This is a genomic window from Collinsella sp. An2, from assembly GCF_002160065.1.
Taxonomy (GTDB): Bacteria; Actinomycetota; Coriobacteriia; order Coriobacteriales; family Coriobacteriaceae; genus Limicola.
The window spans coordinates 360016-383887 of sequence record NZ_NFJW01000001.1; the positions used below are offsets into that span (position 1 = coordinate 360016).

Sequence of the window (23872 nt, forward strand, 5' to 3'; positions counted from 1 at the left end):
CCCCCCGTAGTCATGAACGGGACGATGGCGAAGTCCCGAGATGCCAGGCAATTCAACATCGGAGTGGGCAGTTTTGAACCCTTTTGACAGGCAATATGCCTGGCGAGTTATACACGTGAAATCCGCCCGCAGTTTGCGTCGCCCTCCGCCAGCGTGAAATTGCCCCTGTCCCCATTTCACGCCAAGTGCGCTGTGGTTACCGGCACTCGATCAGGATCTGGAACACCTCGTCGCGCTTCAGCTTCTTGGCGCAGCCGCCGGTGAGCACGCAGGTGTCGGCTACCTTGCGGAGCGTCTCGTCGGACGCGTCGGAGCCCATCTCGGCGAAGCTCGTGGGCAGGCCCATCTCGCCGATGAACGCCTGCAGGCGGTCGATGCCCTCGAGCGCGACGGCGAGGTCGCCCTTGCCCGCGGCGTCGACGCCCCACACCTCGCTCGCCCAGCGGGCGAACTGCTCGGGCGCCTCGGGGGCAAGGTGGCGGTAGAGCGCCGGGTGGATGACCGCGAGGCCCATGCCGTGGTTGGTGTGGGTGTATGCGCCGTACTGGTGCTGGATCATGTGCGCTTGGAAGTCCGTGGCCTTGCCGATCTTGAGCACGCCGTTCTCGGCCATGGCGGAGTCGTATACGAGCTCGCTGCGCGCCTCGAGGCTCTGGTCGTCCTCCGCGACGACCCGCATGTTGCGGATGACGTTCTTCTGAATGGCGAGATTGATGTCGTCGGTGACGTTGCGCCCGCGCGGGCTCCCGAAGTAGCTCTCCATGCAGTGCGAGAGCGTGTCGAACGCGCCGCTCATGAACTGCGCGTGGGGGACGGTGAGCGTGAGCGCCGGGTCGAGCGCCGCCCACGTGGGCAGCGCGCCGACGAAGGCGCCCTTCACGTGCGTCTCCTCGTTGGTGATGACGGCGCCGTTGTTCTGCTCGGCGCCCGTGCCGGAGAGCGTCACGATGCAGCCCATGGGGATGAACGAGCTCGGCACCTTGCCCTGGACGTGCTCGTAGCCCTCGATGTCCTCATCGAGCATGGCCTGCGCGGAGACGACCTTGCAGCAGTCGAAGACCGAGCCACCGCCCACGGCGAGGATGAAATCGACCTGCTCCTCGCGCGCGAGCGCAGCGCCTTCCTGGCACTTCTCGTAGGTCGGGTTGGACATGATTCCACCGAAGTCCACCACGCGCTTGCCGGCACCCGTGAGCTTCTCGACCACGCGGTCGTAGACGCCGGTGCGCTTGACCGAGCCTCCGCCGTAGGCGAGCATCACGGTCTCTCCCATGCGCGCGAGCTCGGCGTCGAGCGCCTGGTCCATGGCCCCTTCGCCAAAGTAGTTCCTGACCGGGTAGTCGTACGTGAATGAGTTCATGGCAATTCCTCCTAGTAAGTTATCAGTGCGGTCTGACCGCTCGTCTACACGTTGCGCACGAGCCCGGCCATCATCTCGACGGTGGCGGGGTCGTGGTGGTCGAAGAACGCGCTGCGCCCGGTGTCGAGCGCGGCGATGGCGGCCATCTCGTTGTCGCCCAGCGCGAAGTCGAAGACGTCGAAGTTCTGCTCCATGCGCTCGCGGTGCGTGCTCTTGGGGATGCAGACCACGCCGCGCTGCAGCAGCCAACGCAGCACGACCTGGGCGACCGTCTTGCCGTGTGCCTCGCCGATGCGGGCGAGGGCCTCGTTGTGGAAGAGGTCGTTGCGTCCTTCCGCGAAGGGAGCCCAGCCCTCCATGGCCACGTCCTTGCCGGCCATGTACTCCTGCGCCTCGCGCTGCTGGAAGAACACATTGCACTCCACCTGGTTCACGGCGGGGGCGATGCGGTTGAACGAGATGAGGTTCGCGAGGTGGTCGGGGTAGAAGTTCGCCGTGCCGATGGCGCGAATCACGCCCTGCTCGTAGAGCTCCTCCATGGCGCGCCACGCGCCGAAGACGTCGCCGAACGGCTGGTGGATGAGGTAGAGGTCGACGTAGTCGAGTCCCAGCCGCTTGAGCGACGCGTCGAAGCCGCGCTTAGCGCCCTCGTAGCTCGCGTCCGACATCCACAGCTTGGTCGTCACGAACACCTCGTCGCGCGGCAGGCCGCTCTCGCGCACGGCCGCCCCGACCGCTTCTTCGTTGCCGTAGCTCGCGGCCGTGTCGAGCAGCCGGTAGCCCACCGAGAGCGCGTCCTCCACGGCGCGCTGGCACTCGGCGGCGTCCGGGATCTGGTACACGCCGAAGCCGAGCTGCGGCATCCTGACGCCGTTGTTGAGGGCGATGTAGTCCATGATGTTCTCCTTTCACGTGTCTGTTGATGCATCCACCGTACGGGGAGCGCCTCGCCCGCAGAAGTCTCCGTTGGTGAGACCCCTATAACGCTGGGGTGCGCGCAGGGCTATAACCCGCGGGTTCAGGTCACCGCACCAAGAGGAGCTTCCGCACTCCGCTCCGCGGCCGTACGCTTGGCGGTAAGAGAGCGCAAGTCATCAACAGGAGGAGTTCATGACCGATACCAACCGCCCCAACGTCATCCTGGTTAACGCTGGTCCTCATGCGCACGGCTGCACGGACCGGGCGCTGCGAGAGGTCGCTGCCGCTCTTGAAGATAACGGTGTCGCCGCCGACATCTTCTGGGTAGGCACCAAGCCGCTCGCGAGCTGCATTGCCTGCAAGCGCTGCGATGAGCTTGGAAAATGCGTCTTCGACGATCGCGTGAACGAGTTTACCGAGATCGTCCGGGACTACGACGGCATCGTGCTAGGGTCGCCCGTGCACTTCGGCGCCGCCACGGGTGCGGCGACGTCGTTCTTCGACCGCGCGTTCTACAGCCTGCGCCGGGCCGCGGGCGACGACGGGTTCCGCATGAAGGTGGGCGCCGCGGTGGCCAGCTGCCGTCGGGCGGGCAACACCGCGACGATCGACCAGCTCAACCGGTACTTCCAGCTGCTGCAGATGCCCATCGCCACCTCGCGCTACTGGAACATCGTGCACGGCGCCACTGCCGAGGAGGTCGAGCGCGACGCCGAGGGGCTGCAGGCAATGCGCTTCCTTGGCGGCAACATGGCGTTCCTCGTCAAGGCCATTCGCGTGGCGCGCGAGGCTGGCATCGAGCTGCCCGCTCAGGAAGCAACTGCCTATACCAACTTCATCCGTTAGCGAGCGCCTACTGGTTTGTCAGGGCTCGGTGCTTCATCGCCCGAGCTTTTTTCGCAAGGAGGGCTTCATGTCCGAAAGACCGTATGTCATCTGCCACGTCTTTGCCGGACTCAACGGGCATATTGATGGAGCATACATGTTTGACCCCGCCGCTGCATCACCCCGCGCAGAGTATGCCCGGTTGCAGGGCTCGTTTGGTGCTGACGCCATCGCATATGGTGCGATGACCACAAAGGGGTTTGAGGGCGCAGACGTTCCAGAGGTTGATGCGACCGCCGATGTTCCCACGGGAGATTACGTGGCGCCGCATCGCGAAGATAGGTTCTATATTTCCATTGATCCTGCTGGTGAGATTGCGTGGCGGTCGGCAACGTATCGCCGGACGGGCCATGACGATGCGCACGTTATCGAGGTGCTTACCGCGTCTACGCCCCGTGGGTATCGTGCCTATTTGCGTGATCGTGGGACCTCGTACGTGCTTGCCGGCAAGGACACGCTTGACCTTCCGCTTGCGCTGGAAAAGCTGCGCTCGCTGTTTGGCATCGAGCGCTTGCTGGTATGCGGTGGTGGCAAGACGGATATGTCGTTTCTTGCCGCGGGTGTGCTCGACGAGCTGAGCCTTGTTCTTGCCCCGACGGTTTCGGGAGAGCCCGGAGTGGCTTCCGTCTTTGATGAGATGCCCGGCGCGGCAGTGCGCTCGCACGCGTTCGAGCTCAAACGCATGGAGCGCGTTGGGGGCAATGGACTGCATCTCGTCTATAAGGTGCTGCGATGATGTCGCGTCGCACGTTCTTGGCCGCAATCCTTGGTGTTTCTGGGGTAGCGCTCGGCGGCTGCGCTGCGAACGGTCGGACGGGGCATGGATTGGGTTCCCACTCCGAATCTGTATCCGAGCAGGTGCAGGTCTCGGGCTCGACTCTCATCTACGATGTTATCGACAATCCTCTGTTTGAGGACTGCGGCCGCCTGCTCTTTCCCACGACGCTCCACCCGCCGACGGAGGACATGACGCTCGACGACCTTCCCGCATGCCTGCCGTGGTACTCGGAGATCCATACGGGCACCACGGTCGATGTCGTCGGCTATCTGCTATCAGAGCGCGCGGCGGGACGGACGGTCTTCTACGACATCTACACGGATGCCGAGAAGACAGCCGACCCATCGCTCGCCTACACGGGGCTCTTCCGCTTCGCTGCCGAGGGGGCGGGCGGCGCACCCGCGCCGTTTGCTGTGGTAAGCGCGGGCGGAGGCTTCGCCTACGTCGCGGCCATGCACGACTCCTTCCCGCACTGCCTGCACCTGTCCCACGCCGGCATCAACGGGTTCGCGGTCATCTACCGCCCGGATGCGCAGCTCGCCTGCGAGGACCTGGCTCGCGCCGTCTCCTTCATCTTCGAGCACGCCGACGAGCTCGGCGTGGACACGTCGGGCTATTCGCTGTGGGGCGGCTCGGCCGGTGCGCGCATGGCGGCATGGGTCGGCGGCTACGGCCCGGCTGCCTTTGGCGCGCCGGCGGCGACGCCCCGACCCGCGACGGTCATCATGCAGTACACCGGCATGAGCGAGCTGACGGGCACCGACCCCGCGACCTACGCCTGCGTGGGCGATCGCGACGGCATCGCCAGCTGGCGCACGATGCAGGACCGCATCGACGCGCTCGGCGCGACGGGCGTGCCCACGGAGTTTCATGTTTACGAAGGCCTGAGCCACGGGTTCGGCCTGGGTATCGATACCGTGGCAGAGGGCTGGATTGACGATGCCCGCGCGTTTTGGGAGGCACAGCGATGAGGATGACGAGACGTACCTTCTTTGCGACGGCGGTCGGCGCAGCCTCCGCCCTGCTTGCCGGGTGCGACCTCGGCGCGCACGACGAGAGTCAACAAACTGACCGGGAGCGGGACTCGCTCGTTGGTGTTTCGACCGACGCCGCGCCCGACGATGTTTCCGATGATGACCTCGGAGGTGTCCGCGAGCTTGTTGACCTCGATGTTGACGAGGAGGGGCTTACGCGCCTGGACGACAGCCATGTGAGCCCCGATCCCTCCACCGTCGAGGGAACGGTGCTCGCGGCGGATGTGCGGCCGCTCGAGCGGCAGCGCTTCTTCCTCTGGGAGGAGGGGCGCGCTCCCGCGGTGACCGAGGAGGGAGCGGGCGGGAGCGACCCAGACGGATTTCGTCCCACGATAACAAGCGTCCCCGTGCCCGCGGGTACTGTGGTCAAGGGAGCCGTGCTCCTGTGCGCCGGCGGGGCTTTTATCTTCCGCGGCGATAACGCCGACTGCTACCCCACGGTAGCGGAACTTTCCCGCCGCGGCTACCAGTGCTTTGTCGTGGACTACCGCCTGCGGCCGTATTCGCAGCAGGAGGGGGCGCTCGACCTGGCGCGCGCCGTGCGCTTCGTGCGCGCGCATGCGGATGAGTACGACCTGCCCAATGAGCGCTGCATCGCCGTCGGTGGCTACTCGGCGGGCGGCATCCTGTGCGGCGAGGAACTGATCAACTGGCGGGGCGACGTGACCCCGTACGCGCTCGACCCCTCGTATGGGCCCGACGATCTCGACCGGGTGTCGGCAGATGTCGCGGCAGATGCGATGATTTACTCCTTCTACGGGCGCCTCTCGGTCGCCTCGCTCGACGCCGACCTGCTGGCGGGCGCGGACCTGCCGCCGACGTTTTACTGCTACGGTACGCGCGACCCGTTCTACGACCAGTTCGAGGAGCAGGTCTGGCTCATGGCCGACTTGGGCTACACGGTCCATGCGCGCGTACTCGAGGGCTGGCCGCACGGCTTCGGCGCACTCGGTGACTGGATTCCCGAGTTCGACGATTTCATGCAGGATGCGTTTGCGCGCGCATCGTTATAACGCAAAGCTTATAACCAACTCACTCTTTGAGGCGTTCACCGGGCAGGCGCCCTTCACTACACTGAAATCGTACTCAAAGCCACTTCCTTCGTCGACGCTCGGGCTGGCTGTCCAAATCCAATCGAGGTTACACCCCTCTTCACGAAGGGAAGCTGTGCTATGGCAAAAGACTACGACGGTCTCGCACGCACCATCATCGACAACGTGGGCGGACGGGACAACATCATCTCCGCGGCGCACTGCATCACCCGCCTGCGCTTCAAGCTGAAAAACGAGTCCAAGGCCGATACCGAGGCCCTCAAGGCGACCGACGGCGTGCTTGCCGTCATGCAGGCGGGCGGTCAGTACCAGGTGGTCATCGGACCGGACGTGGCCAACGTCTACGATGCCGTCCTCGCCGTGGGCGGCATCCAGGGCGCCGGAGAGGTCGCGGCCGATGATGCAAGGGAGGCCGACGGCGTCGAGCCCGCCAAGGGTGGTCCCATCGGGGTCGTAATTGACCTCATCTCCGGCATCATCCAGCCGTGCCTGGGCGTGCTCGCTGCCTCCGGCCTCATCCAGGGGATCCTCGCCCTTCTCGCCTTCCTGGGGGTGCTGTCGCAGACTGACGGTGCCTATCAAGTGCTCTATGCGGTGGGCAACGGCTTCTTCTACTTCCTGCCCATCGTGCTCGGCTACAGCGCTGCCAAGAAGTTCGGCTGCAACGAGTTCATCGGCATCGCCGTGGGCGCGGCGCTCTGCTTCCCGCAGATGGTCAACGCCAACCCCTCCGCCCTCGGTTCCACGGCCGAGGCGATAGGGACGGTGTTCACGGGCACGCCCTTCGAGATGGCGTACTCGATGACCTTCCTCGGCATCCCCGTCATCATGCCCGCCTCGGGATACACGAGCACGGTGGTGCCCGTCATCCTCGCTGTGTGGGTGGCCTCGCTCATCGAGCGGCCGCTCAAGAAGCACGTTCCGGCAACGGTTCGCTTCTTCACCGTCCCCTTCGTTACGCTCGTCGTGACCGTCTCGCTCACGTACCTCGTCATCGGCCCCATTGCAAGCATCCTGACGAGTCTTGTGACGCTGCTGTTCAACACGCTCTACGCGATTCCCACCGTGGGCGGGCTTGTCGCCGGTGCCGTGCTCGGAGCGCTCTGGCAGGTACTCGTCATCTTCGGTCTGCACTGGGCCATCGTCCCCATCATGTTCGCCAACTACGGCCTGCAGGCCTATGACGTCGTGATGTCTCCTGACTTCTGCTGCGTCTTCGCCCAGACCGCCGTCATCATCGCCATCGCCATCAAGACCAAGGACGTTCGGACCCGCGAGGTCGCCATTCCTTGCATCGTGACCGGCTTCTTCGGCACCACCGAGCCCGCCATCTACGGCATCACGCTGCCCAAGGTCAAGCCGTTCGTGATCTCCTGCGTCGCGAGCGCCTTCGGCGGCACCTTCATCGGCGCCATGGGCACCCGTTCGTTCACCACGGGTTTCTCGGGCATCATCGGCTTTCCCACGTTCATTGACACCGTTGGCGACATGGGCATGACCAACGTGGTGTACGCGGCCATCGGCGTCGTTATCGCCATGGTCATCGCATTCGCCGCGACCATGGTTACGTACCGGGACGAGCCCAACAAGCTGGCTGCTTAGGTATCGCATTCCCTCCCCTGGCGGGGTCCGTGCTTCCTTCGCGGGCCCCGCCCCGTTGCCAGAAAGGGTGAGATATGGAAAAACGCTTTTCGGAGGGCTTCTTCTGGGGCGGCGCCCTTGCCGCCAACCAGTGCGAGGGCGCCTGGGACGTCGACGGACGCGGCCCGAGCGTGGACGACCATGTGACGGGGGGCAGCTTCGAGCGACCGCGCGAAATCACCGCCGCGATCGATCCGCAGGCGTTCTACCCCAACCACGACGGTATCGACTTCTACCGCCGCTACGAGGAGGACATAGCCCTCTTTGCCGAGATGGGCTTCACGATGCTGCGCCTCTCAATCTCCTGGAGCCGCATCTTCCCGAACGGCGACGACGCGGAGCCCAACGAGGCGGGCCTCGCGTTCTACGACCGCGTCTTCGAATGCTGCCGTGAGCACGGCATCGAGCCGATCGTGACCCTTTCGCACTACGAGATGCCCTGGTCGCTCGCCGAGCGCTATAACGGCTGGGCCTCGCGCGAGGTCATCGACTGCTTCGTGCGGTACTGCTCGACCGTCTTTGCGCGCTACCGGGATAAGGTGCACTGGTGGCTCACGTTCAACGAGATCAACAACGGCGCCTCCGACCACGGCAACCTGCTCTCGACGAGCCTCGTGCGGGGCTTCGAGGGCCCGGTCTCCGAGCTTAAGCGCACGCCGCAGGAGCGCTATCAGGCCCTGCACCATCAGCTCGTCGCCTCAGCCCTCGCGGTGAGGCTCGCGCATGAGAAGTACCCGCAGTTCAAGATTGGCAACATGGACTGCTTCATCCTGAGCTACCCCGCCACGTGCGACCCGGCCGACGTGCTCGCCAACCAGGCGGAGATGCGCCGCTCCAACTGGTTCTGCTCGGACGTGCAAGTTCGTGGCCACTACCCCTCATACGCCCGGCGCTACTTCCGTGAGAATGGAATCGAGCTTCACATGGAGCCGGGCGACCTTGCGGATCTCGCGGCGGGGACGGTTGACTTCTACACCCTCTCGTACTACATGTCGAACATCGTCGGGACGCACGGTGACCTCGAGATGGCGCAGGGCAACATGACGTTCGGGGGCAAGAACCCCTATCTGCCCGCCACGGAATGGGGCTGGCAGATCGACCCGGCGGGTCTCCGCTTCGCTCTGAACGAGATTTACGACCGCTACGAGATTCCAATCATGATCGTGGAGAACGGCATGGGGGCTCGTGACGAGGTCTCCGAGGACGGCCTCGTCCACGATCCCTATCGAATCGACTATCTGCGGCGGCACGTCGAGGCCATGCGCGAGGCCGTCGACGACGGCGTCGACCTCATCGGCTACACCTGGTGGGGGCCGATCGACATCGTGAGCGCCGGCACGGGTGAGCTCGCCAAGCGCTACGGCTTCATCTATGTGGACAAGCACGACGACGGCACGGGAACGCTCGCGCGCAGCCGCAAGGACAGCTTCTACGCATATCAGCGGATCATCGCGAGCAACGGCGCCGATCTTTCCTAGGAGGCAAGAAGTGGGACTGTTTGACAGATTCAAGAAGGCGACGGGGGCGGGCGGAAGCGCGAGGCCGGCCGCCGTGGACGCGCAGACGGGGGCGGGCGTCGTCTGCGCCCCGGTCGACGGGCGCGTGGTCCCCATGGCAGAGGTGCCCGACTCGGTCTTCGCGGGCGAGGTGATGGGCCCGGGATGCGGTATCTGGCCGACGGGGGAGACGGCGTACGCTCCCGTATCGGGGACCGTGAGCGTCACGATGGGCCATGCGGTCGGAATCACGTCGGATGACGGCGTCGAGCTCATCGTCCATGTGGGTATCGACACGGTGGAGATGGACGGCAGGGGGTTCACCGCCTATGTCGAGAAGGGCGATCACGTCGAGGCGGGCCAGCCCATCCTGGGCTTCTCGCGCCATGCGATCGCGGACGCCGGTTACCGGGATATCGTGGTAACGGCGGTGACCAACGGCGGGAGCTTCTCGTCCGTGGAGCTTTCCGCGGACTCCGGGTCGCAGGTCGCCGCCGGAGCCGCGGTCCTTCGTCTCGTGCGGTAGCCCGGCGTGCCCCGGCGGGGCCGAGGGGCTGCGCCAGGCGGGTGGGCTATCTATCCGTTAGGTGCCCGCTTGGCGCATACCGGCATGCAGAGCGCGCATACCGGAGGGATCGGACGGCCCCTTATACTGGTAGACGAAACGGGGGCGGCCTTTTTGGCGGCCGCGTCCCCTCGCGCTCGCTCTACGGGAGGATGCAGATGACGAGTCAGCACGGACGCTTCATACGGGAGGATTTCGGTCACACGTAATCCCGCCTTTGCATGGATGAGGACAATGGAAGGGCACGCAGGCATATGGGCGCGCAGGCCGCGGGCACAGATCGCGTGCGACGGGCACGCATGCAAGGGAGCGATAACATGCAGAACGTAGACGGCAAGGTCGTAATCATCACCGGCGCGAGCTCGGGCATCGGCGCAGAGACCGCGCGCGTGCTCGCGGCGAACGGCGCCAAGGTTGTGCTGTCCGCCCGGCGCGAGGAGCGCCTGAAGGCGCTTGCCGGGGAGCTGGGGAGCGATCACGCGGCGTATCTTGCCTCCGACGTGACCGCGCTTAAGGACATGCAGGCGGTCGCGGCGCTCGCACAGGAGCGCTTTGGCAAGGTCGACGCGCTCTTCGCCAACGCGGGCATCATGCCGGGCGGCAACATGAGCGAGCTCGACGTGACCGGTTGGATGAACATGGTCGACATCAACATTAAGGGCGTGCTCAACGCCATGGCGGCGGTGCTGCCGGTCTTTCTCGAGCAGAGGCGCGGACATATCGTCGTGACGTCCTCGTGCGCGGGGACCCGCTCGGTGCCGGGCAACGCCGTGTACTGTGGCACGAAGCACTTCGTCCGCGCGATGCTCGATTCGTTTCGCCAGGAGGCGGTGGCCGAGCAGTCCGGCATCCGCACCACGACGATCTATCCCGGGGCCATCAAGACGGAGCTGCTGAACACCGTCGCCCCGTCCGAGACCAAGACGATGGTCGAGCAGTTCTACGAGAACGTCGGGCTCGAACCGGATGCGATCGCCAACGCGGTGCTCTACGTCCTCTCGCAGCCGGACAACGTGGACGTGTGCGACCTGGTGGTGCGCCCGAGCATGGAGGCGTAGAGGTTCACCTGGAGAAAGACCGGTCGAATCATTCCGAGCCCGGTACCGACGTGCTGGGCTCTTGTTGCCTGAGGGCGCATCGGCGCAGCGCCGCCGCCCCTTCTCGCCTTCCGCTGCATCCACCCCGCCGCTGCGTCCCCGGGCGCGGAAGCCGATAATCAGCGTTTCCCTCAGCGAGCGGCGTTCCCCTTGACGTCTGGTTTGCCCGGCCGGACGGGTCCGGGCGCAACGGTGCTCCCCGTTGACGATCGCGAGAAGCCTGCGCTGCGCCATTGCGGCTATGCGTGAGCCCTGCTCTTGCGGCCGACGGCTTGCGCCGCGCGCATGGCCAGCGAGCCGAGCAACGCGAACAGCGCCATCACGGCGGCGTGTTCAAACAGGTAGATGGGAAGTGGCACAGTGGCGGGCAGCACGAAGGGCATGCGGAGCAGTATGTAGTCCAGAATGTGCAGCGCCGTAAATTCGTAGATGCCGCCGCAGGCGAGCAGCATCCATAGTATCGACGAGGGCGCTACGCGCGAGCGGGCGCCCTTCTTCCTTTTGAGCGGGAACGGCATGTGAAACCCTGCGTGAAATGGCATGATGAGCAAGGCGAGGTACGAGACGCTCAGGTGCGCAGCACGGGCAACGGAGTCCAAGCCGCGCGAAACGGGCAAGATGCCCGAGAGCACCAGACCGCTTAAGCCAAGGATGATCATCAATGCTGCCGATGCGCATGCGCCGGCAGCAAGAAGGAACCGCGTCGGGTTCATGCGCCCGCGCCCCAGTGCCCGCGCCCCCTTGGCATTGAGAGCAAGGTGCGCAATCGCGCATGCCACCATGGCGAGTCCAAGCAGCGCGTGCAGGTCGTCGGGGAGCAGCTGATAGCACATTTGCAGCGCAAGAAGTGCGGCAAGCGTCTGATCGAGCGCCCGCCGCACCATGCGTCGCCGGGTTGTTTGATTCTTGGTCACGTGAAGAGCCACCCCATGATTTCCTCGTCATGCGCGAACAGGTATCCGCCCGCCCCGTGCTGGCCGGCGTCTTCGCTGAAGCCGTGCTCGACAAAGTAGCTCGTCGGCTTCACGTCGAGTGTTACGAGCTCGTCGATGCGGCTCTCGCTGAGCCCGCGGGTTCGATAGGCTTCTCTCATCTGTTCGGCCGCCTCGCGCGCCGGCTCGGGGCCGTAATATTCGTCGTGCTCGCCGATGGCCATATACACCGGGACCTCGGCCGCTGCGAGTACAGCGATGTCACCGTCCCAGCGCGATATGGTGTGGAGCGCGCGGCGGTAGAGGTCGGGCCGCATGCCCAGCACGAGCGAGATGGTCTCCCCGCCGCCCGAACAGCCGGAGAGATAGACGTGCGACCGGTCGATGCGATAGGCGGTAAGCGCCCATTCGGTGAGCGCGATAACATCGGCGGCGGACTGCTCGCCCCAATCATCGAGCTGCGGGGACAGTACGATCATGTCCGGGACGTAGCCGTTGGCCACGAACGGGTAGTCCTCCTGGAGGTTCGCGCCCACGCCCTGGAAGTAGAGACCCTCCCAGCCGGGACAGGAGACGTAGAGGGCGAACGCCGTCCGTCCGTCGTAGGTATTGGGAACGTGGGAGGAGAAGTGGAGGGTCCGCCCGTCGGGAGTCGTCAGCGCGTTGTCCACCACGAATCCGCGGTCAACCTGCGATCCCGCGGTCAGCGTGTAGCCCGCCACCGCACGCGGCTCGTCAGTTCAAGACAGGCCTGCCGCCCAGCTGCGCACCTCGTCTTCGTCGGCGTTCTGCGAGAAGCGCCGGCCCTCCTGCCAGTCGCCGGAGCCCGCTGCCTCGGCAAGCAAATCGCCGCTTTGCCCCAAGCCAGAGCTCGCGGACGTGCAGAACGGGATAACCGTCTTGCCGTCCCAGTCGTTGCCCGTGATGAAGTTGTTGACGGGCCATGCGGCGATGCCCCACCAGATGGGGTAGCCTACGAGCACCGTATCGTAGCCGTCCCAGCCGTCGGGCGTGACCTGGGTGAGCTCCACGTCGCGCAGACTTTCATCCTCGTGCTCGCGCGTGACGCGGCTGCTGTCGTCGGTCCAGTTGAGGTCGTCGTCGGAGTAGGGCTCCGCGGGCATGATTTCAAAGAGGTCAGTCCCCAATTCGTCGGCGATTACTTGCGCCACGGCCTCGGTGTGCCCCTGCGCCGAGTAGTAGGCAACCAGGACATTGCCATTCGCTGATGTGACAGATGAGGTGCCGCTGCTACTGGTAGTGGGTTGGCTGTTTCCTGCCTGCTGATCGTTCTCGGCTCCGCTTGGGTTGTTGTTGGCGTCACAGCCTGCCAACGCTCCCGCAAAAAGTGCCGCCCCTGCAAGGAATCCTCGCCTGCTCATTACGCTGCTTTCACGCATGATGATCCTCCTGTCATGTTGACTGTTTTTACAGGTATCCACGTTTCATGCTATGGACGACCGCAACGCAGGGGAAGTTTTCGTTGGAGTAGACGTTATAACTTTGGGGTACATACCGGCAGAGCGCACGAGAGAGGAAGCCATGTACAATCCGCAGCTTGACACCTTTATTCGCGTGGCGGAAGCTGGCAGCTTCTCCAAGGCTGCGCAGGAATCGTTCATCACGCCGACAGCCGTCATCAAGCAGATGAACCTTTTGGAGTCGCGCCTGGGTCTCACGCTGTTTCACCGTTCTCACCAGGGTCTCACGCTCACCAAGGCGGGGGAGAGTCTGCTCGCCGACGCGCGTCATATCGTTCAGTACTCTCAGGAGTCCGTCGCCCGCGCCCGCATGGCGGAGCGTGCCGAGAAGCGCATCGTGCGTGTAGGCGTGTCTCTTATGACGCCGGTGGCTCCGCTTACCGAGCTGTGGAATCGGGTGCGCGAGCTCTGCCCGGGCATGAGCATGCAGGTGGTCACCTTCGAGAACGGTCCCGAGACAGCGCGCCTGCTCGCTACGCTCGGGCGAGACATCGACGTTGTGCTCGGCGTGTTTGATGACAACTACCTTGAGGAGCATTGCTGCGAGGGCCTGGTGCTTGCCCGCAAGCCCCTGTGGTGTGCCGTGCCGGCTGAAAGCGACTTGGCCGACCGCGACGTCATTCCACTCGATGCGCTGCGTGGGCATGCGCTGTTGCTGAGCCAGCGCGGCTGGAACGAAGATATCGACAGGCTGCGAGCAACCATTCGCACTGACTATCCTGACATTACCCTCATCGACTTTCCCCAGTACACCGCCGAGGTGTTCAACCGTGCCGCAAACGAGGGGCTTGCTTTGGCGACGCTGCCCATCTGGCGCGACGTTCACCCGCTGCTGCGCACCATTCCAACCGACTGGGGATGCGAGGTCTCCTACGGCCTCCTGCACAGTCCCAGCCCTTCTGATCACGTTGCGGAGTTTCTTGCCGCTGTTGATTCGATTCGCAAGAGTGCGTGAATCGCTTAACGTGAAATTTCCTCTGGCCCCGTTTCATGTTGGTGTGTCGCGGATGGGTATATTTATATAATGCGTTCACGCATGCATAAGGAGGGCATCATGGCACAGGCAGCGAGCAGCGTTCTTGATTACATCGTTCCCGCAAGCGACCTCAACCACGGGAAAGCGGCGCAGATCATCAACCGAGTTCAGGTGGGAAGCCCTGTCATCATCGTGAAGCGGAGCGTCCCCACGGCGGTGGTCATCACGCCCGAGGAATATCGCGAATACGAGCGTCTGCGCGAAGCGCGGGAGGACGCGGCCGATCTTGCCCTGGCGGAGGAGCGTCTCGCGCGGTGGAACGGCGATACGAGCAAGCTCAAAACGCATGAGGAGCTCATGGAAGAGCTGGGCATTTCGCAGGAGGAAGTCGATGCGATGCCGGAGGTCGAGTTCGAATGAGCTGGCAGGTAACGTACACTCCTGAGGCGGCGAAGGACGTTGCTCGCCTCGATGGGTCCCAGCAAAAAGAATATGCAAAGGCCATCAACAAGGTCAGCCAGAATCCGCTTCCGCAGCAAGAGGGCGGGTATGGTAAACCGCTTGGAAATAAGGGTGGCCGAAACCTTACCGGCCTGTTCAAGGTGAAGCTGCGCGGCGCGGGGATCCGCATCGTCTATGCGCTCGAGCGACGTGACGAAGAGATGGTTATCGTGGTTGTTGGCGCCCGCGCCGATGATGAGGTCTACGACATCGCCCTCGAGCGCTGGGAGCGCTATTCAAGCTAGTTTACGTAAAAATGCCCCTGTTCCCGTTTCGCCTCAGCAGAACGACGGGCGCTTTTCACGTACATGACACCGTAATCGCCTGCTCGTCGATGTTGAAAAATGCCGTCGTTGAGTTCAGACAGTTCATAAATGCCAACATCTTTGCCTGTCGATTCGCGGACTTGTTCACCAAGAGCGTAGATTGAGAGCGGCTTAACGTGGGGGTCTCCGTCGACAAGAAGGTCAATGTCAGAAGATTCGGTCGCCTCACCGCGAGCATAAGACCCAAATACGAACGCCGCGCAGAGGTCGTGCCTGGCTAAAGCTCGAGTGAGGGCAGATCCTACAACGTGCCTCTATACTGGAGGGCAGGAGGAAGGTGCGAGCGGTATGCCGGCACGGCTCGATTGGGGGCGGAAAAGCCCGTCCAGCGGCTGCTGCGACATGCGGTTCGCCACATAGGGGAGGATGATCATGCAGTATCGCACGCTTGGCAACACGGGGCTCAAGGTCAGCGAGATCGGCTTTGGCGGCGAGTGGATGGACGGCACGCTCGAAGATACGCTTGCCGTGGTGCGTGCGTGCGAGGATGCGGGCATCAATATCCTCGACTGCTGGATGCCCGACCCCACGCGCCGTTCAAACTTGGGCGACGCGCTCCAGGAGCTTGGCAGCCGCGATCGCTGGATTATCCAGGGCCATTTGGGCTCCACCTGGCAGAACGAGCAATACGTGCGCGACCGCGACCTGGACCAGGTCAAGCCGGCGTTCGAGGACCTACTTGCGCGCTTTCACACCGACTATATGGACCTTGGTATGATTCACTACATCGACAAGGTCGATGAGTTCCACCAGATTATGGCCGGTCCGTTCTACGACTACGTGCGCGAGCTTCACGCTGCGGGAACCATTCGTCATGTGGGCCTTTCCACGCATAATCCCGCCGTCGCCCGTCTGGCTGTGGAGAGCTCCGACATCGAGATGATCCTCTTCAGCGTTAATCCGGCATTCGATATGATGCCGGCAAGCGAGAACCTCGACGATGTGCTGGGCGAGCACGTGACCTTCGACCGCGATGCGCTCGACGGCGTGAACCCCGACCGCGCCGAGCTGTACGCGCTTGCCGAGGAAACCGGCACGGGCATCACCGTCATGAAGGGCTATGCGGGCGGCCGTCTGCTCGACGCCTCGGCGTCGCCCTTTGGCGTGGCGCTCGCCCCGGTGCAGTGCATCCATTACGCGCTCACCCGTCCGGCAGTGGCGAGCATCATGGTCGGCTACACCACGCCTGAGCACGTGGCCGAGGCGGTGGCCTACGAGACGGCAGACGACGCCGCGCGGGACTATGCGGCCGTGCTTGCCGGTGCCCCGCGCCATGCCTACTATGGCCAGTGCACCTACTGCGGACACTGTGCGCCGTGCCCCGTGGGCATCGATATCCCCACCGTCAACAAGTTCTACGATCTCGCCGCCATGCAGCCCTCGGTGCCGGATTCGGTGCGCGAGCACTATCGCGCACTCGGCGTGACCGCCGGCGCGTGTATCGCCTGCCATGCATGCGAAAGCCGCTGTCCCTTTGGTGTAAAGGTCGCCGATAAGATGTCCCAGGCCGCGCGGCTTTTTGGCTGCTAGCCATCAGCGCTCCTAGGCGTTTTGGTTCCGGGCGTCACGCATCGCGCATCGGTTCCGTGCGCCACGTGCTCGCAGCGTATCAGGCCCGCTCATGGACGGCGGCGTTGACCCATTGCGTCTGCTGCACGTTCACGCCCGAGAAGATGCCGATGTCGAGCATGCAGTCGCGATAGTCCCGCCCGTGTGCAATGGTGATGTAGTCGTCGTTCACGAGACGGTTGTGCGTGGGGTCGAGGCCGATCCATCGGTCCCCGTGGTATACCTCGACCCACGCGTGCGTCGCGCCCTCGCCGGCGAGCATCCCAGCGATGTAGCGCGCAACGATTCCGCAGCTTCGGCATACGGCAAGCATGACGTGCGCATAGTCCTGGCACACGCCCTTGCCTTGTGCAAGCGCTTCCTCGGCGGTGGTGCGAACGGTGGTGCTCCCCGGCGTATAGGTAAACGCCCGATACACCTCGTTCATGATGACCTGGGCTCGCTCGACAGGGGTCGCGCCGCCGGGAAGCGGGCGAAGCAGCTCCTCGCAGCGAGCTACAAGTGCCGAGACAACGGGGCCTGGCTCGGTGAGCGCAGAGGTAAAGCGATAGAGTGGCTTGGGAGGCTCAGGCTTGATGTGCTCGTTGTCCACGAAAGCGATGCCGGTCACGCGGTAGCCAAAGGTATCGTGTTCCTGCGGGATAAAGCCCGTCACCACGACGGAATCAAAGGAATCGGTCGAAGTCTCGTACGGCACGTCCGGCTCGAGCGTGAACTCCACATCGACAATCTGTTGACGTGGCCCTGTTGCAGGAATGCATCGCAGCTGAAACCTGTGGTCGGTCACCGGTGCGCTGAACGTCAGTCGCATCTGGTAGTCGAACGACAGCTTCTTCATGCGTGCCTCCTGCTCATGCCTTTTTGCCTGCAGGAATAGTACCCCAACCCGCTCGCTGTGAACCGTGCGCCGACGGTCCGTGCATCGTCTACATGTTGCGTCTACGCGTGCGGCGCATCCATGTTCATGGAGCTCAGAGAGCCCGCGTCTTTGGTATCCGAGGTCACGATACGTCCCTCAAATCGCGCAAGCAGCTGCGCGGTGCGCTCGGCGGCCTCGGCATATCCACGATGGGCCAGGTCACTTGCCAGGATGCGCGTGCCTTCGGCATAACAGTACGGCAGCGGGTGGTCTCCCAGCTGCTTGGCATAGCTGTCGAGCTTGCCAAGCGCCGCCTTCATAAGTTCGGCAGGCAGCTCGAAGCGGCTGTACAAATCAAGGCGCTCGAGGTACTTGCCCAGGAAGATGAGAGCTTTGAAGGCGGGGTCGGCAGCGGAGTTCTCAATGCCGCCCCAGAAGGCGAGGAGGGCATCCGCCACATCGCGCTGGCTCAGCATGCTGCCGCCCTTGCCGCAGGTGCGGGCCGCGTCGTCCAGGTCGCGCAGAGCGAGCTCGATATGTTGCAACAGGCGCGAACTCAGCTCGGGACGCAGGATGACGGCGTTGTAGAACGCCGCGTCGGCCGCGCTTCGCACCGAGTTGGGCTCCTGTGCGTCGTAGAGCAGCGACCAGATGAAGCCATCGAAATCGGTGAAGTCCTCGGGCACGTCGAGAGCGCGGGCAAACGGTCGGAACGCCTCCACGTCGGTGTCCATCACGCGGTCGTAGAACGGATAAAACACGTTGAGCGTGGTGAAGATACGCTCGGTGTAGCGTCCAAGCCAGTAGAGGTTTTCGGCTTTTGACGCCGTGACAAGCGCGAGCGGACGGCGACGCGCCTGGTCGAGTGCGTGCTCGATGCGGGCATGCACGTCTTCTCCGCCGACGCCCTGCTTTGACGAAAGTACCCACGTGTCTTTGAAGCCGCCGCCCTGCGACGAGTTCACGATCATCTGGCCGGGGACAGACGAGTACCGCGTAAGGCCCGAGTACCAAACGTGCGTGTTCTTGCCGGTGAGCACGAAGGCGCGCAGGTCGCACTTGCGGGGGCTGTGTTCGCCGGTCTCTGGGTCGATGACGTCGATGTCGCGGAAGTCGATGACCTCCTGCGCGATAAAGCGGCGCGGCTCCGCCTTGATACGCTCGGCAAGTTCGGCGCGCTCGCTGGCCGACAGGCTCGAGCCAAAGACCACGCCGTAGCCGCCGGCCTCGGCGACGTCCTTGATGACGAGCTCGCCCAGGCGGTTGAGCACCTCGCGTCGGTCCTTCTCGAAGAGGGGCATGTAGGTGGGGGCGTTGTCCAAAATGGGCTCCTCGCCCAGGTAGTAGCGAATCATCTGGGGCACGAAGTAGTAGATGGCCTTGTCGTCGGCGACGCCGTTGCCCGGCGCGTTGACGATGGCGACGTTTCCTGCCCGATAGGCACCGAGCAGCCCCGGTACGCCGATGACCGAGTCGGGGTTGAAAGCGAAGGGGTCGAGGAACTCGTCGGAGAGGCGCCGGTACACCACGCCCACGCGGTGCCGCGTGCCTGTGTAGTCGAGCAGGTAGACCTTGTTGTCGATGACCTCTAGGTCATCCGGGAAGGCGAGCTCGGCGCCGGTGGTCTCGGCCAGGTAGGCGTGCTCGAAGAACGCCGAGTTGTAGCGGCCGGGGGTGAGCACCACGGCCAGGCCCTCGCACGAGACGAAGTCCATGGTCTTGCGCAGCAGGCGCGGATAGTCGCGGTTGTCGCGCAGGTTCATGGTGCGGAAGGTGCGTGGATTGATACGTCGCTCGATCTCGCGCACAAAAAGCGGGTAGCTCGCGCCCGAGGGGATGCGCAGGTTGTCCTCAAGCACCCACCAGTGGCCGTCTTTGCCCTGGACAAGGTCTTCGCCGGCGATGTGCGCGTAGATGCCGCCCGGCGGCGTGACGCCGTTGACCTGCGGAAGGTAGCCGGCCGAGGTGTAGACGTACTCTTCGGGCACGACGCCGTCGTGCACGATCTGCTTGGCCGAGTAGATGTCGCGCAGGTAGGCGTTGAGGGCATCTACGCGTTGCCTGAGGCCGGCTTCGAGCCGGTCGAACTCGTCGGAGGGAATGATGCGTGGAATGGGGTCGTAGGGAAAGAGACGGTCTTCATACGTGCCGTTCCGGTAGATGCCAAAGCGCACGCCGTTGCGCGCGAGCTCCTGGCCGATTTCCTTCTGATGCGATGCCAGGCTGGCGGCAAGCTGGCGTGCGGTGGTTTCGATATCCATGGTGACTCCCCTCATGCGGGCGATGCATGAGGCTCATCGTAGGAGCCGCGTGTTTCCAGCTGCAGGCACGCGTGTTTCAGTTGTGAAAATAGGACCCAGGAAATATCACATAGGGTAGACCTATCTGCCATTGGGGACGCTGCCATTTGCCATTGGGGACGGGTACATATGGCAGACGATCTGCCATTCTGCCATTGGGGACGGGTACATTTGGCAGACGATCGGCGCGGTCGCCCCATTTGCCATTCGCAGCACCCGCCGACGGCAAGCAGCATACCGCGGTCGTGGTAGCCAATGTAGTTGGTCATGACCTGGCGATAGTAGTTCACAGCCAGCTCAAAGGTCCAGAAACGCTTGTGGGCAGGCGGTCGCGCGGGCTGTGCAGTCTGTTGGGTGGGTCTACAGGATTGTATAATTGCCGGGATTTATCGAGAGGCTGGTAAAGCAGCAGGTGTGAAAGGGCGGTCGACGTGGCGGGAAATGTGTGGAACGGCGAGCTGTTGCTGGATGACTTCATGGCTCGGCTGCCGCTGGCACAGACGACGGTCGACCTCGATGTGGAGCGTCGCGGAGAGCCGGGCCTGCTGGCACGTCTGCTGCATGATTCCGCGACGCGCGTGATGTTTGTTGATCGTGGCGCGGTCGCCGTACCTCGCCAGGAAGTCACGGCGGCGCCTGCCGCCCTGGACTGTGCCGATGATCCGGCCGCTCCTCGTCCCGACGCCGTGGCCCCGCAGGATATGTTGGAGCTTGCCACGCTCTCTGTTGTCGCGTTGCACGGCGACGTTGATCGCCTCGCGCCCTATGTGATCTATCTGGGTACCGAGCGCGCTTCTGTCGGTAACGCGGGCTCATGTGCGGGGGCGGAAATAGGCGATGCGGCGGCCTCTTACGTGGCGCTCGACGTTTCCCGTGCGTTCCGGGCGAGCGTCGATCTGGGGGTCTCGCGCGATGCATTTGGCTGGGTTGAGCTCCGGTCGTTTGCGCCGTGCGCGTCCGCCCGCGATGCCGGCCTTGCCACAAGCGCGGTCGCGGTGGCCATGTGGCACGACCAGCAGCGCTGCTGCCCGTTTTGCGGCGCTCCGGTCTCGCCGACGCTTGGTGGATGGGCTCAGACCTGCACGAATCCCGACGATGCCGACCGTCTCCTGTTCCCGCGGATCGAGCCGGCCATCATCACGGCGATTGTCGATGACGCTGACCGCATCTTGCTGCAAAACAACAGCGCGTGGCGCGAGCGGTTCTTCTCGGTTTCCGCCGGATTCGTGGAGGCGGGCGAGAGTTTGGAGCACGCGGTGCGTCGGGAGGCGCACGAAGAGGTGGGTGTCGAGCTGGATACGGTGGGCTATCGCGGCTCTCAGCCGTGGCCGTTTCCGGCTAGCATCATGCTGGGCTTCCGCGCGCATGCGTGCACGACGGATATTCGGGTGGATCACAACGAGGTCGCCTCTGCCCGATGGTTCTCACGCGACGAGCTTGTCCAAGCGGTGGCTTCGGGCGAGGTCGAGCTGCCTGGACGGGCATCGATTGCGCGCCACCTCATCGAAGAGTGGTTCGGCGCGTCCCTACCATAAACCCTGCCATTGGGGACGGGTACAAATGGCAGACGGGGCGGGCCGATCGCGTCCGTCCGCCAGTTGCACCCGTCCCCGGTGGCGAGTGATGGGGCCAAGGAGCGATCCTGCGGGAGGAGAAGCGGGTACACTGAGGCTATGGTGAGGAGGGGTTATGTGCTATACGGTCGAAGAGATCAGGGATCGCGTGAACAATGCGGTCGCCGTCTATAACGCCTCATCGGATTCCGATGCACGAATCAGCTCGGTGTCGCTTTTTGGCAGTTATGCCGAGGGGCGAGCTCGCGACGACTCCGATGTGGACCTACTGGTGACCTTCAGCTCGTCCACGGTGAGCTTCTTTACGCTTGCTAGGGCGCTTGAGGCTATGGAGCAGGGGCTTGGCGTCTCGGTCGATTTGGTGCAAGACCCTTTGCCGGAAGGCGCTCTCTTGGTCATCGGAAAGAAGGTGCCCCTCTATGAAGCAGCCTGACAAGCATGTGCTCGACGTGTCATAGGGGACGGGTACAAATGACAGACGGGGCGGGCCAATCGCGTCCGTCCGCCATCTGTACCCGTCCCCAGTGGCAGATAGAGGACGGGCGGTTACCGTAGGGGTAGACGCACCTCGAAGGTAGAGCCCTTGCCCGGTGAGCTCTCGACCGAGATGCAGCCGTCGTGAAGCTCGACAATGCGCCGGCAAAGTGCCAGGCCCAGCCCGCTGCCCTCGCCCGCATGGCTCGTATCCCCCTGGTAGAACCGGTCAAAGAGATGCTCGCGCGTCTCGGCGTCCATGCCGCATCCCTCGTCCGAGATCCAGCAGACCAGCTCGTCCGCGGTGCTGTCTCGCCCCTCTTCGCCGGCGCGCCCGCCGTAGAGCGCAACGTCTATATGTCCGCCCGGCTCGGAGAACTTCACGGCGTTGTTCAGCAGGTTCGTCCACAGCTGCACAAGGTAGTCGGTGTTGCCGCTACACGTGCACGGGTCGAGCGCCAGGGTAATCTCGATGCCGCGCTCTGCAGCGCGGTGCTCCTCAAGCGCCACCGCGCGACGGATGGTCTCGGCCACATCGACGCGCCCCACATCGGGAAGAATCGCCAGCGCCTCCATTTTGGATAGCGACAAGATGCGCTCGGAGAGGCCGGCAAGGCGCTCCGATTCCTCAACGATGATGTCAAGGTATTCGCGCTGCTCGCTGCGGGTTAGGTCGTCGCTATCCCGCAAAAGCTGGGCAAATCCGCGCAGCGCGTTGATGGGTGTGCGAAACTCGTGGCTGAAGTCGCTGATAAAGCTTGCGCGCATCATCTCGGTGCTGCCAAGTTCCTGCGCCGCGGTGTTGAAGCTCTTCACGAACTCGTCGACTTCACGCACGGAGAGCCGCTCGGTGTTGGCAATCCTGAAGTCAAAATTGCCGCGCGCAAGTTCCTTCATGGCTGCGGTCATGCGGCGGAGCGGGTTTACGAACGTGCGATTCACGAGAAGGCAGATGAGCGCCGCGATGATGAGGCTGCCTGCGATGACCACGAAAACGACCGAGGAGATGCTGGTCAGGCGCTCGAACGAGACGAGTCCCGCGTCCACGAGGTGTGACCCCAGCATTCCAACGCAGCTTACGAAGGCAATGATGATGGTGGCGATGATAGCGGTGAGGGCCGACACCAAAGCAACCGTGCGCATAGGGGAGAGCATGGGGTCGTCAAAGATGGACTCGTTGCCCCGACTCTTATCCACGGTCGCTCACCTCCCCGCGATAGCCCACGCCGCGCACGGTGACGATCTGGAACTCGTCCCAGTCCGCAAAGCGTGTGCGCAGGCGATTGACGTGTACGTTCACCGTGCTCTCGGAGCTTTCGGTATCCCATCCCCATACCTCATCGAGCAGCTGCATGCGGGTATAGGTATGCCCCGGGTTAGAGAGGAGCTTGAACAACAGCTCGAACTCGCGCTTGGGCAGGGTGACGGCTTTGCCTTCTGTGCCGGCGACGGTGAGCGCGCCGGGGTCGAGCGTGGCCGCGCCCGCCCGCAGCCTGTCGTCGCCGGCAACGCGTGCGCGCCGCAGCAGGGCGCGCACGCGCAGGGCGAGCTCCTTGAGGTCGGCGGGCTTGGTGAGGTAGTCGTCCGCGCCCACGATGAACCCCTGGTTTATGTCGGCTTGGGCGCTTTTGGCGGTGAGCATGAGAACGGGCAGGCCATAGTCGGCGTCGCGCAGTTGGCGTACCAATTCGCTACCGTCGAGGTGCGGCATCATTAGATCGGTGATGAGAAGGTCGGGGCGAGCAGCGTCCATGAGGGCAAGCGCCTCCCGTCCGTCGCGTGCCGAGAGCGTCTCGTGTCCCATCTTGCGCATTACGGCGCAGATGAGCTTGTTGGTATTGCGGTCATCTTCCGCAACGAGAATCATCGCCATGGTCTTCTCCCGGGTCGCACGCCTATACCACAAGTACATACCAAGAGGATAAACGGAGCATAAACGGCGGGGCTCGCTCAGCGCCTGGCATTCGCGGTGCATCTTGGGTATTCGCCCCGCCTATACCTGCCCCTGTCGCGGCTTCGTTGTGTTCCGATGCCGCTGTGGATTCGTATGGGGA

The 23872-nt window shown here is 63.8% G+C and carries 23 protein-coding genes; 14 read left to right on the plus strand and 9 right to left on the minus strand.

Going from position 1 to position 23872, the window contains the following annotated elements:
• Positions 1–196: 196 nt before the first annotated feature.
• Together B5F33_RS01700 and B5F33_RS01705 are read right to left on the minus strand one after the other, a co-directional pair.
• Complete coding sequence (locus tag B5F33_RS01700; RefSeq protein WP_087410049.1) at positions 197–1360, minus strand: iron-containing alcohol dehydrogenase; 1164 nt, start codon at positions 1358–1360, stop codon at positions 197–199.
• Between the two features lie 44 nt (positions 1361–1404).
• Entirely contained in the window at positions 1405–2256 is an 852-nt protein-coding gene (locus B5F33_RS01705; protein WP_087410050.1) for an aldo/keto reductase, read from the minus strand.
• Positions 2257–2470: 214 nt separating this feature from the next.
• On the opposite strand from B5F33_RS01705, the gene B5F33_RS01710 reads away from it, so the two are divergent.
• From B5F33_RS01710 to B5F33_RS01745, 8 genes are all read left to right on the plus strand, one after another.
• Entirely contained in the window at positions 2471–3124 is a 654-nt protein-coding gene (locus B5F33_RS01710) for a flavodoxin family protein (RefSeq protein ID WP_087410051.1), read from the plus strand.
• A gap of 67 nt (positions 3125–3191) precedes the next feature.
• Positions 3192–3899 (plus strand): dihydrofolate reductase family protein, encoded by a 708-nt coding sequence (locus tag B5F33_RS01715; protein WP_087410052.1) that lies wholly within the window; start codon positions 3192–3194, stop codon positions 3897–3899.
• Entirely contained in the window at positions 3896–4912 is a 1017-nt protein-coding gene (locus tag B5F33_RS01720; RefSeq protein WP_204214331.1) for a hypothetical protein, read from the plus strand. Before B5F33_RS01715 ends, B5F33_RS01720 begins: the two co-directional genes overlap by 4 nt.
• Positions 4909–5988, plus strand: a complete 1080-nt coding sequence (locus B5F33_RS01725) for an alpha/beta hydrolase (protein ID WP_087410053.1) — start codon at positions 4909–4911, stop codon at positions 5986–5988. The genes B5F33_RS01720 and B5F33_RS01725 overlap by 4 nt, the downstream gene beginning before the upstream one ends.
• A 159-nt stretch (positions 5989–6147) precedes the next feature.
• On the plus strand, positions 6148–7629 hold the full coding sequence (locus B5F33_RS01730) for a PTS transporter subunit EIIC (RefSeq protein ID WP_087410054.1): 1482 nt from the start codon (positions 6148–6150) through the stop codon (positions 7627–7629).
• Between the two features lie 74 nt (positions 7630–7703).
• Positions 7704–9146 (plus strand): family 1 glycosylhydrolase, encoded by a 1443-nt coding sequence (locus tag B5F33_RS01735; RefSeq protein WP_087410055.1) that lies wholly within the window; start codon positions 7704–7706, stop codon positions 9144–9146.
• 10 nt (positions 9147–9156) lie between these two features.
• On the plus strand, positions 9157–9690 hold the full coding sequence (locus tag B5F33_RS01740; RefSeq protein ID WP_239284658.1) for a PTS glucose transporter subunit IIA: 534 nt from the start codon (positions 9157–9159) through the stop codon (positions 9688–9690).
• Positions 9691–10046: 356 nt separating this feature from the next.
• Positions 10047–10787, plus strand: coding sequence for an SDR family oxidoreductase (locus tag B5F33_RS01745; RefSeq protein WP_087410118.1), 741 nt, complete (start codon positions 10047–10049; stop codon positions 10785–10787).
• Between the two features lie 278 nt (positions 10788–11065).
• Here B5F33_RS01745 and B5F33_RS01750 read toward each other — a convergent pair whose 3' ends face one another.
• Genes B5F33_RS01750 through B5F33_RS01760 form a run of 3 tightly spaced genes read right to left on the minus strand, consistent with a single transcriptional unit; the run spans position 11066 to position 13158 of the window.
• Positions 11066–11752, minus strand: a complete 687-nt coding sequence (locus B5F33_RS01750) for a hypothetical protein (protein WP_158095274.1) — start codon at positions 11750–11752, stop codon at positions 11066–11068.
• On the minus strand, positions 11737–12480 hold the full coding sequence (locus tag B5F33_RS01755; protein ID WP_204214333.1) for a prolyl oligopeptidase family serine peptidase: 744 nt from the start codon (positions 12478–12480) through the stop codon (positions 11737–11739). Before B5F33_RS01755 ends, B5F33_RS01750 begins: the two co-directional genes overlap by 16 nt.
• 18 nt (positions 12481–12498) lie before the next feature.
• Positions 12499–13158, minus strand: a complete 660-nt coding sequence (locus tag B5F33_RS01760; RefSeq protein WP_204214335.1) for a flavodoxin — start codon at positions 13156–13158, stop codon at positions 12499–12501.
• Between the two features lie 142 nt (positions 13159–13300).
• On the opposite strand from B5F33_RS01760, the gene B5F33_RS01765 reads away from it, so the two are divergent.
• The 4 genes from B5F33_RS01765 (at position 13301) to B5F33_RS01785 (ending at position 16572) form a co-directional block, all read left to right on the plus strand.
• Entirely contained in the window at positions 13301–14194 is an 894-nt protein-coding gene (locus B5F33_RS01765; protein ID WP_087410058.1) for a LysR family transcriptional regulator, read from the plus strand.
• 99 nt (positions 14195–14293) lie between these two features.
• Positions 14294–14635, plus strand: coding sequence for a type II toxin-antitoxin system prevent-host-death family antitoxin (locus B5F33_RS01770; protein WP_158095275.1), 342 nt, complete (start codon positions 14294–14296; stop codon positions 14633–14635).
• Positions 14632–14961, plus strand: a complete 330-nt coding sequence (locus tag B5F33_RS01775) for a type II toxin-antitoxin system RelE/ParE family toxin (RefSeq protein ID WP_087410060.1) — start codon at positions 14632–14634, stop codon at positions 14959–14961. The genes B5F33_RS01770 and B5F33_RS01775 overlap by 4 nt, the downstream gene beginning before the upstream one ends.
• A 453-nt stretch (positions 14962–15414) precedes the next feature.
• Positions 15415–16572, plus strand: a complete 1158-nt coding sequence (locus tag B5F33_RS01785) for an aldo/keto reductase (RefSeq protein WP_087410121.1) — start codon at positions 15415–15417, stop codon at positions 16570–16572.
• Positions 16573–16651: 79 nt separating this feature from the next.
• Here the strand turns inward: B5F33_RS01785 and B5F33_RS01790 are convergent, their stop codons facing one another.
• Entirely contained in the window at positions 16652–17449 is a 798-nt protein-coding gene (locus tag B5F33_RS01790; protein ID WP_087410061.1) for a transglutaminase family protein, read from the minus strand.
• A gap of 101 nt (positions 17450–17550) precedes the next feature.
• A complete protein-coding gene (locus B5F33_RS01795) occupies positions 17551–19731 on the minus strand; it encodes a circularly permuted type 2 ATP-grasp protein (protein ID WP_087410062.1) in 2181 nt (726 codons plus the stop codon).
• A 470-nt stretch (positions 19732–20201) separates the two neighbouring features.
• Between B5F33_RS01795 and nudC the strand changes: the two genes are divergently transcribed.
• Together nudC and B5F33_RS01805 are read left to right on the plus strand one after the other, a co-directional pair.
• A complete protein-coding gene (gene nudC / locus B5F33_RS01800) occupies positions 20202–21305 on the plus strand; it encodes an NAD(+) diphosphatase (protein WP_239284660.1) in 1104 nt (367 codons plus the stop codon).
• Positions 21306–21459: 154 nt separating this feature from the next.
• Positions 21460–21777: a nucleotidyltransferase domain-containing protein gene (locus B5F33_RS01805; RefSeq protein WP_087410063.1), complete on the plus strand. Its 318-nt coding sequence runs from the start codon at positions 21460–21462 to the stop codon at positions 21775–21777.
• Between the two features lie 113 nt (positions 21778–21890).
• Here B5F33_RS01805 and B5F33_RS01810 read toward each other — a convergent pair whose 3' ends face one another.
• Positions 21891–23015, minus strand: a complete 1125-nt coding sequence (locus B5F33_RS01810) for a HAMP domain-containing sensor histidine kinase (RefSeq protein WP_204214337.1) — start codon at positions 23013–23015, stop codon at positions 21891–21893.
• Entirely contained in the window at positions 23008–23691 is a 684-nt protein-coding gene (locus B5F33_RS01815) for a response regulator transcription factor (protein WP_087410064.1), read from the minus strand. The genes B5F33_RS01810 and B5F33_RS01815 overlap by 8 nt, the downstream gene beginning before the upstream one ends.
• Positions 23692–23872 lie beyond the last annotated feature (181 nt).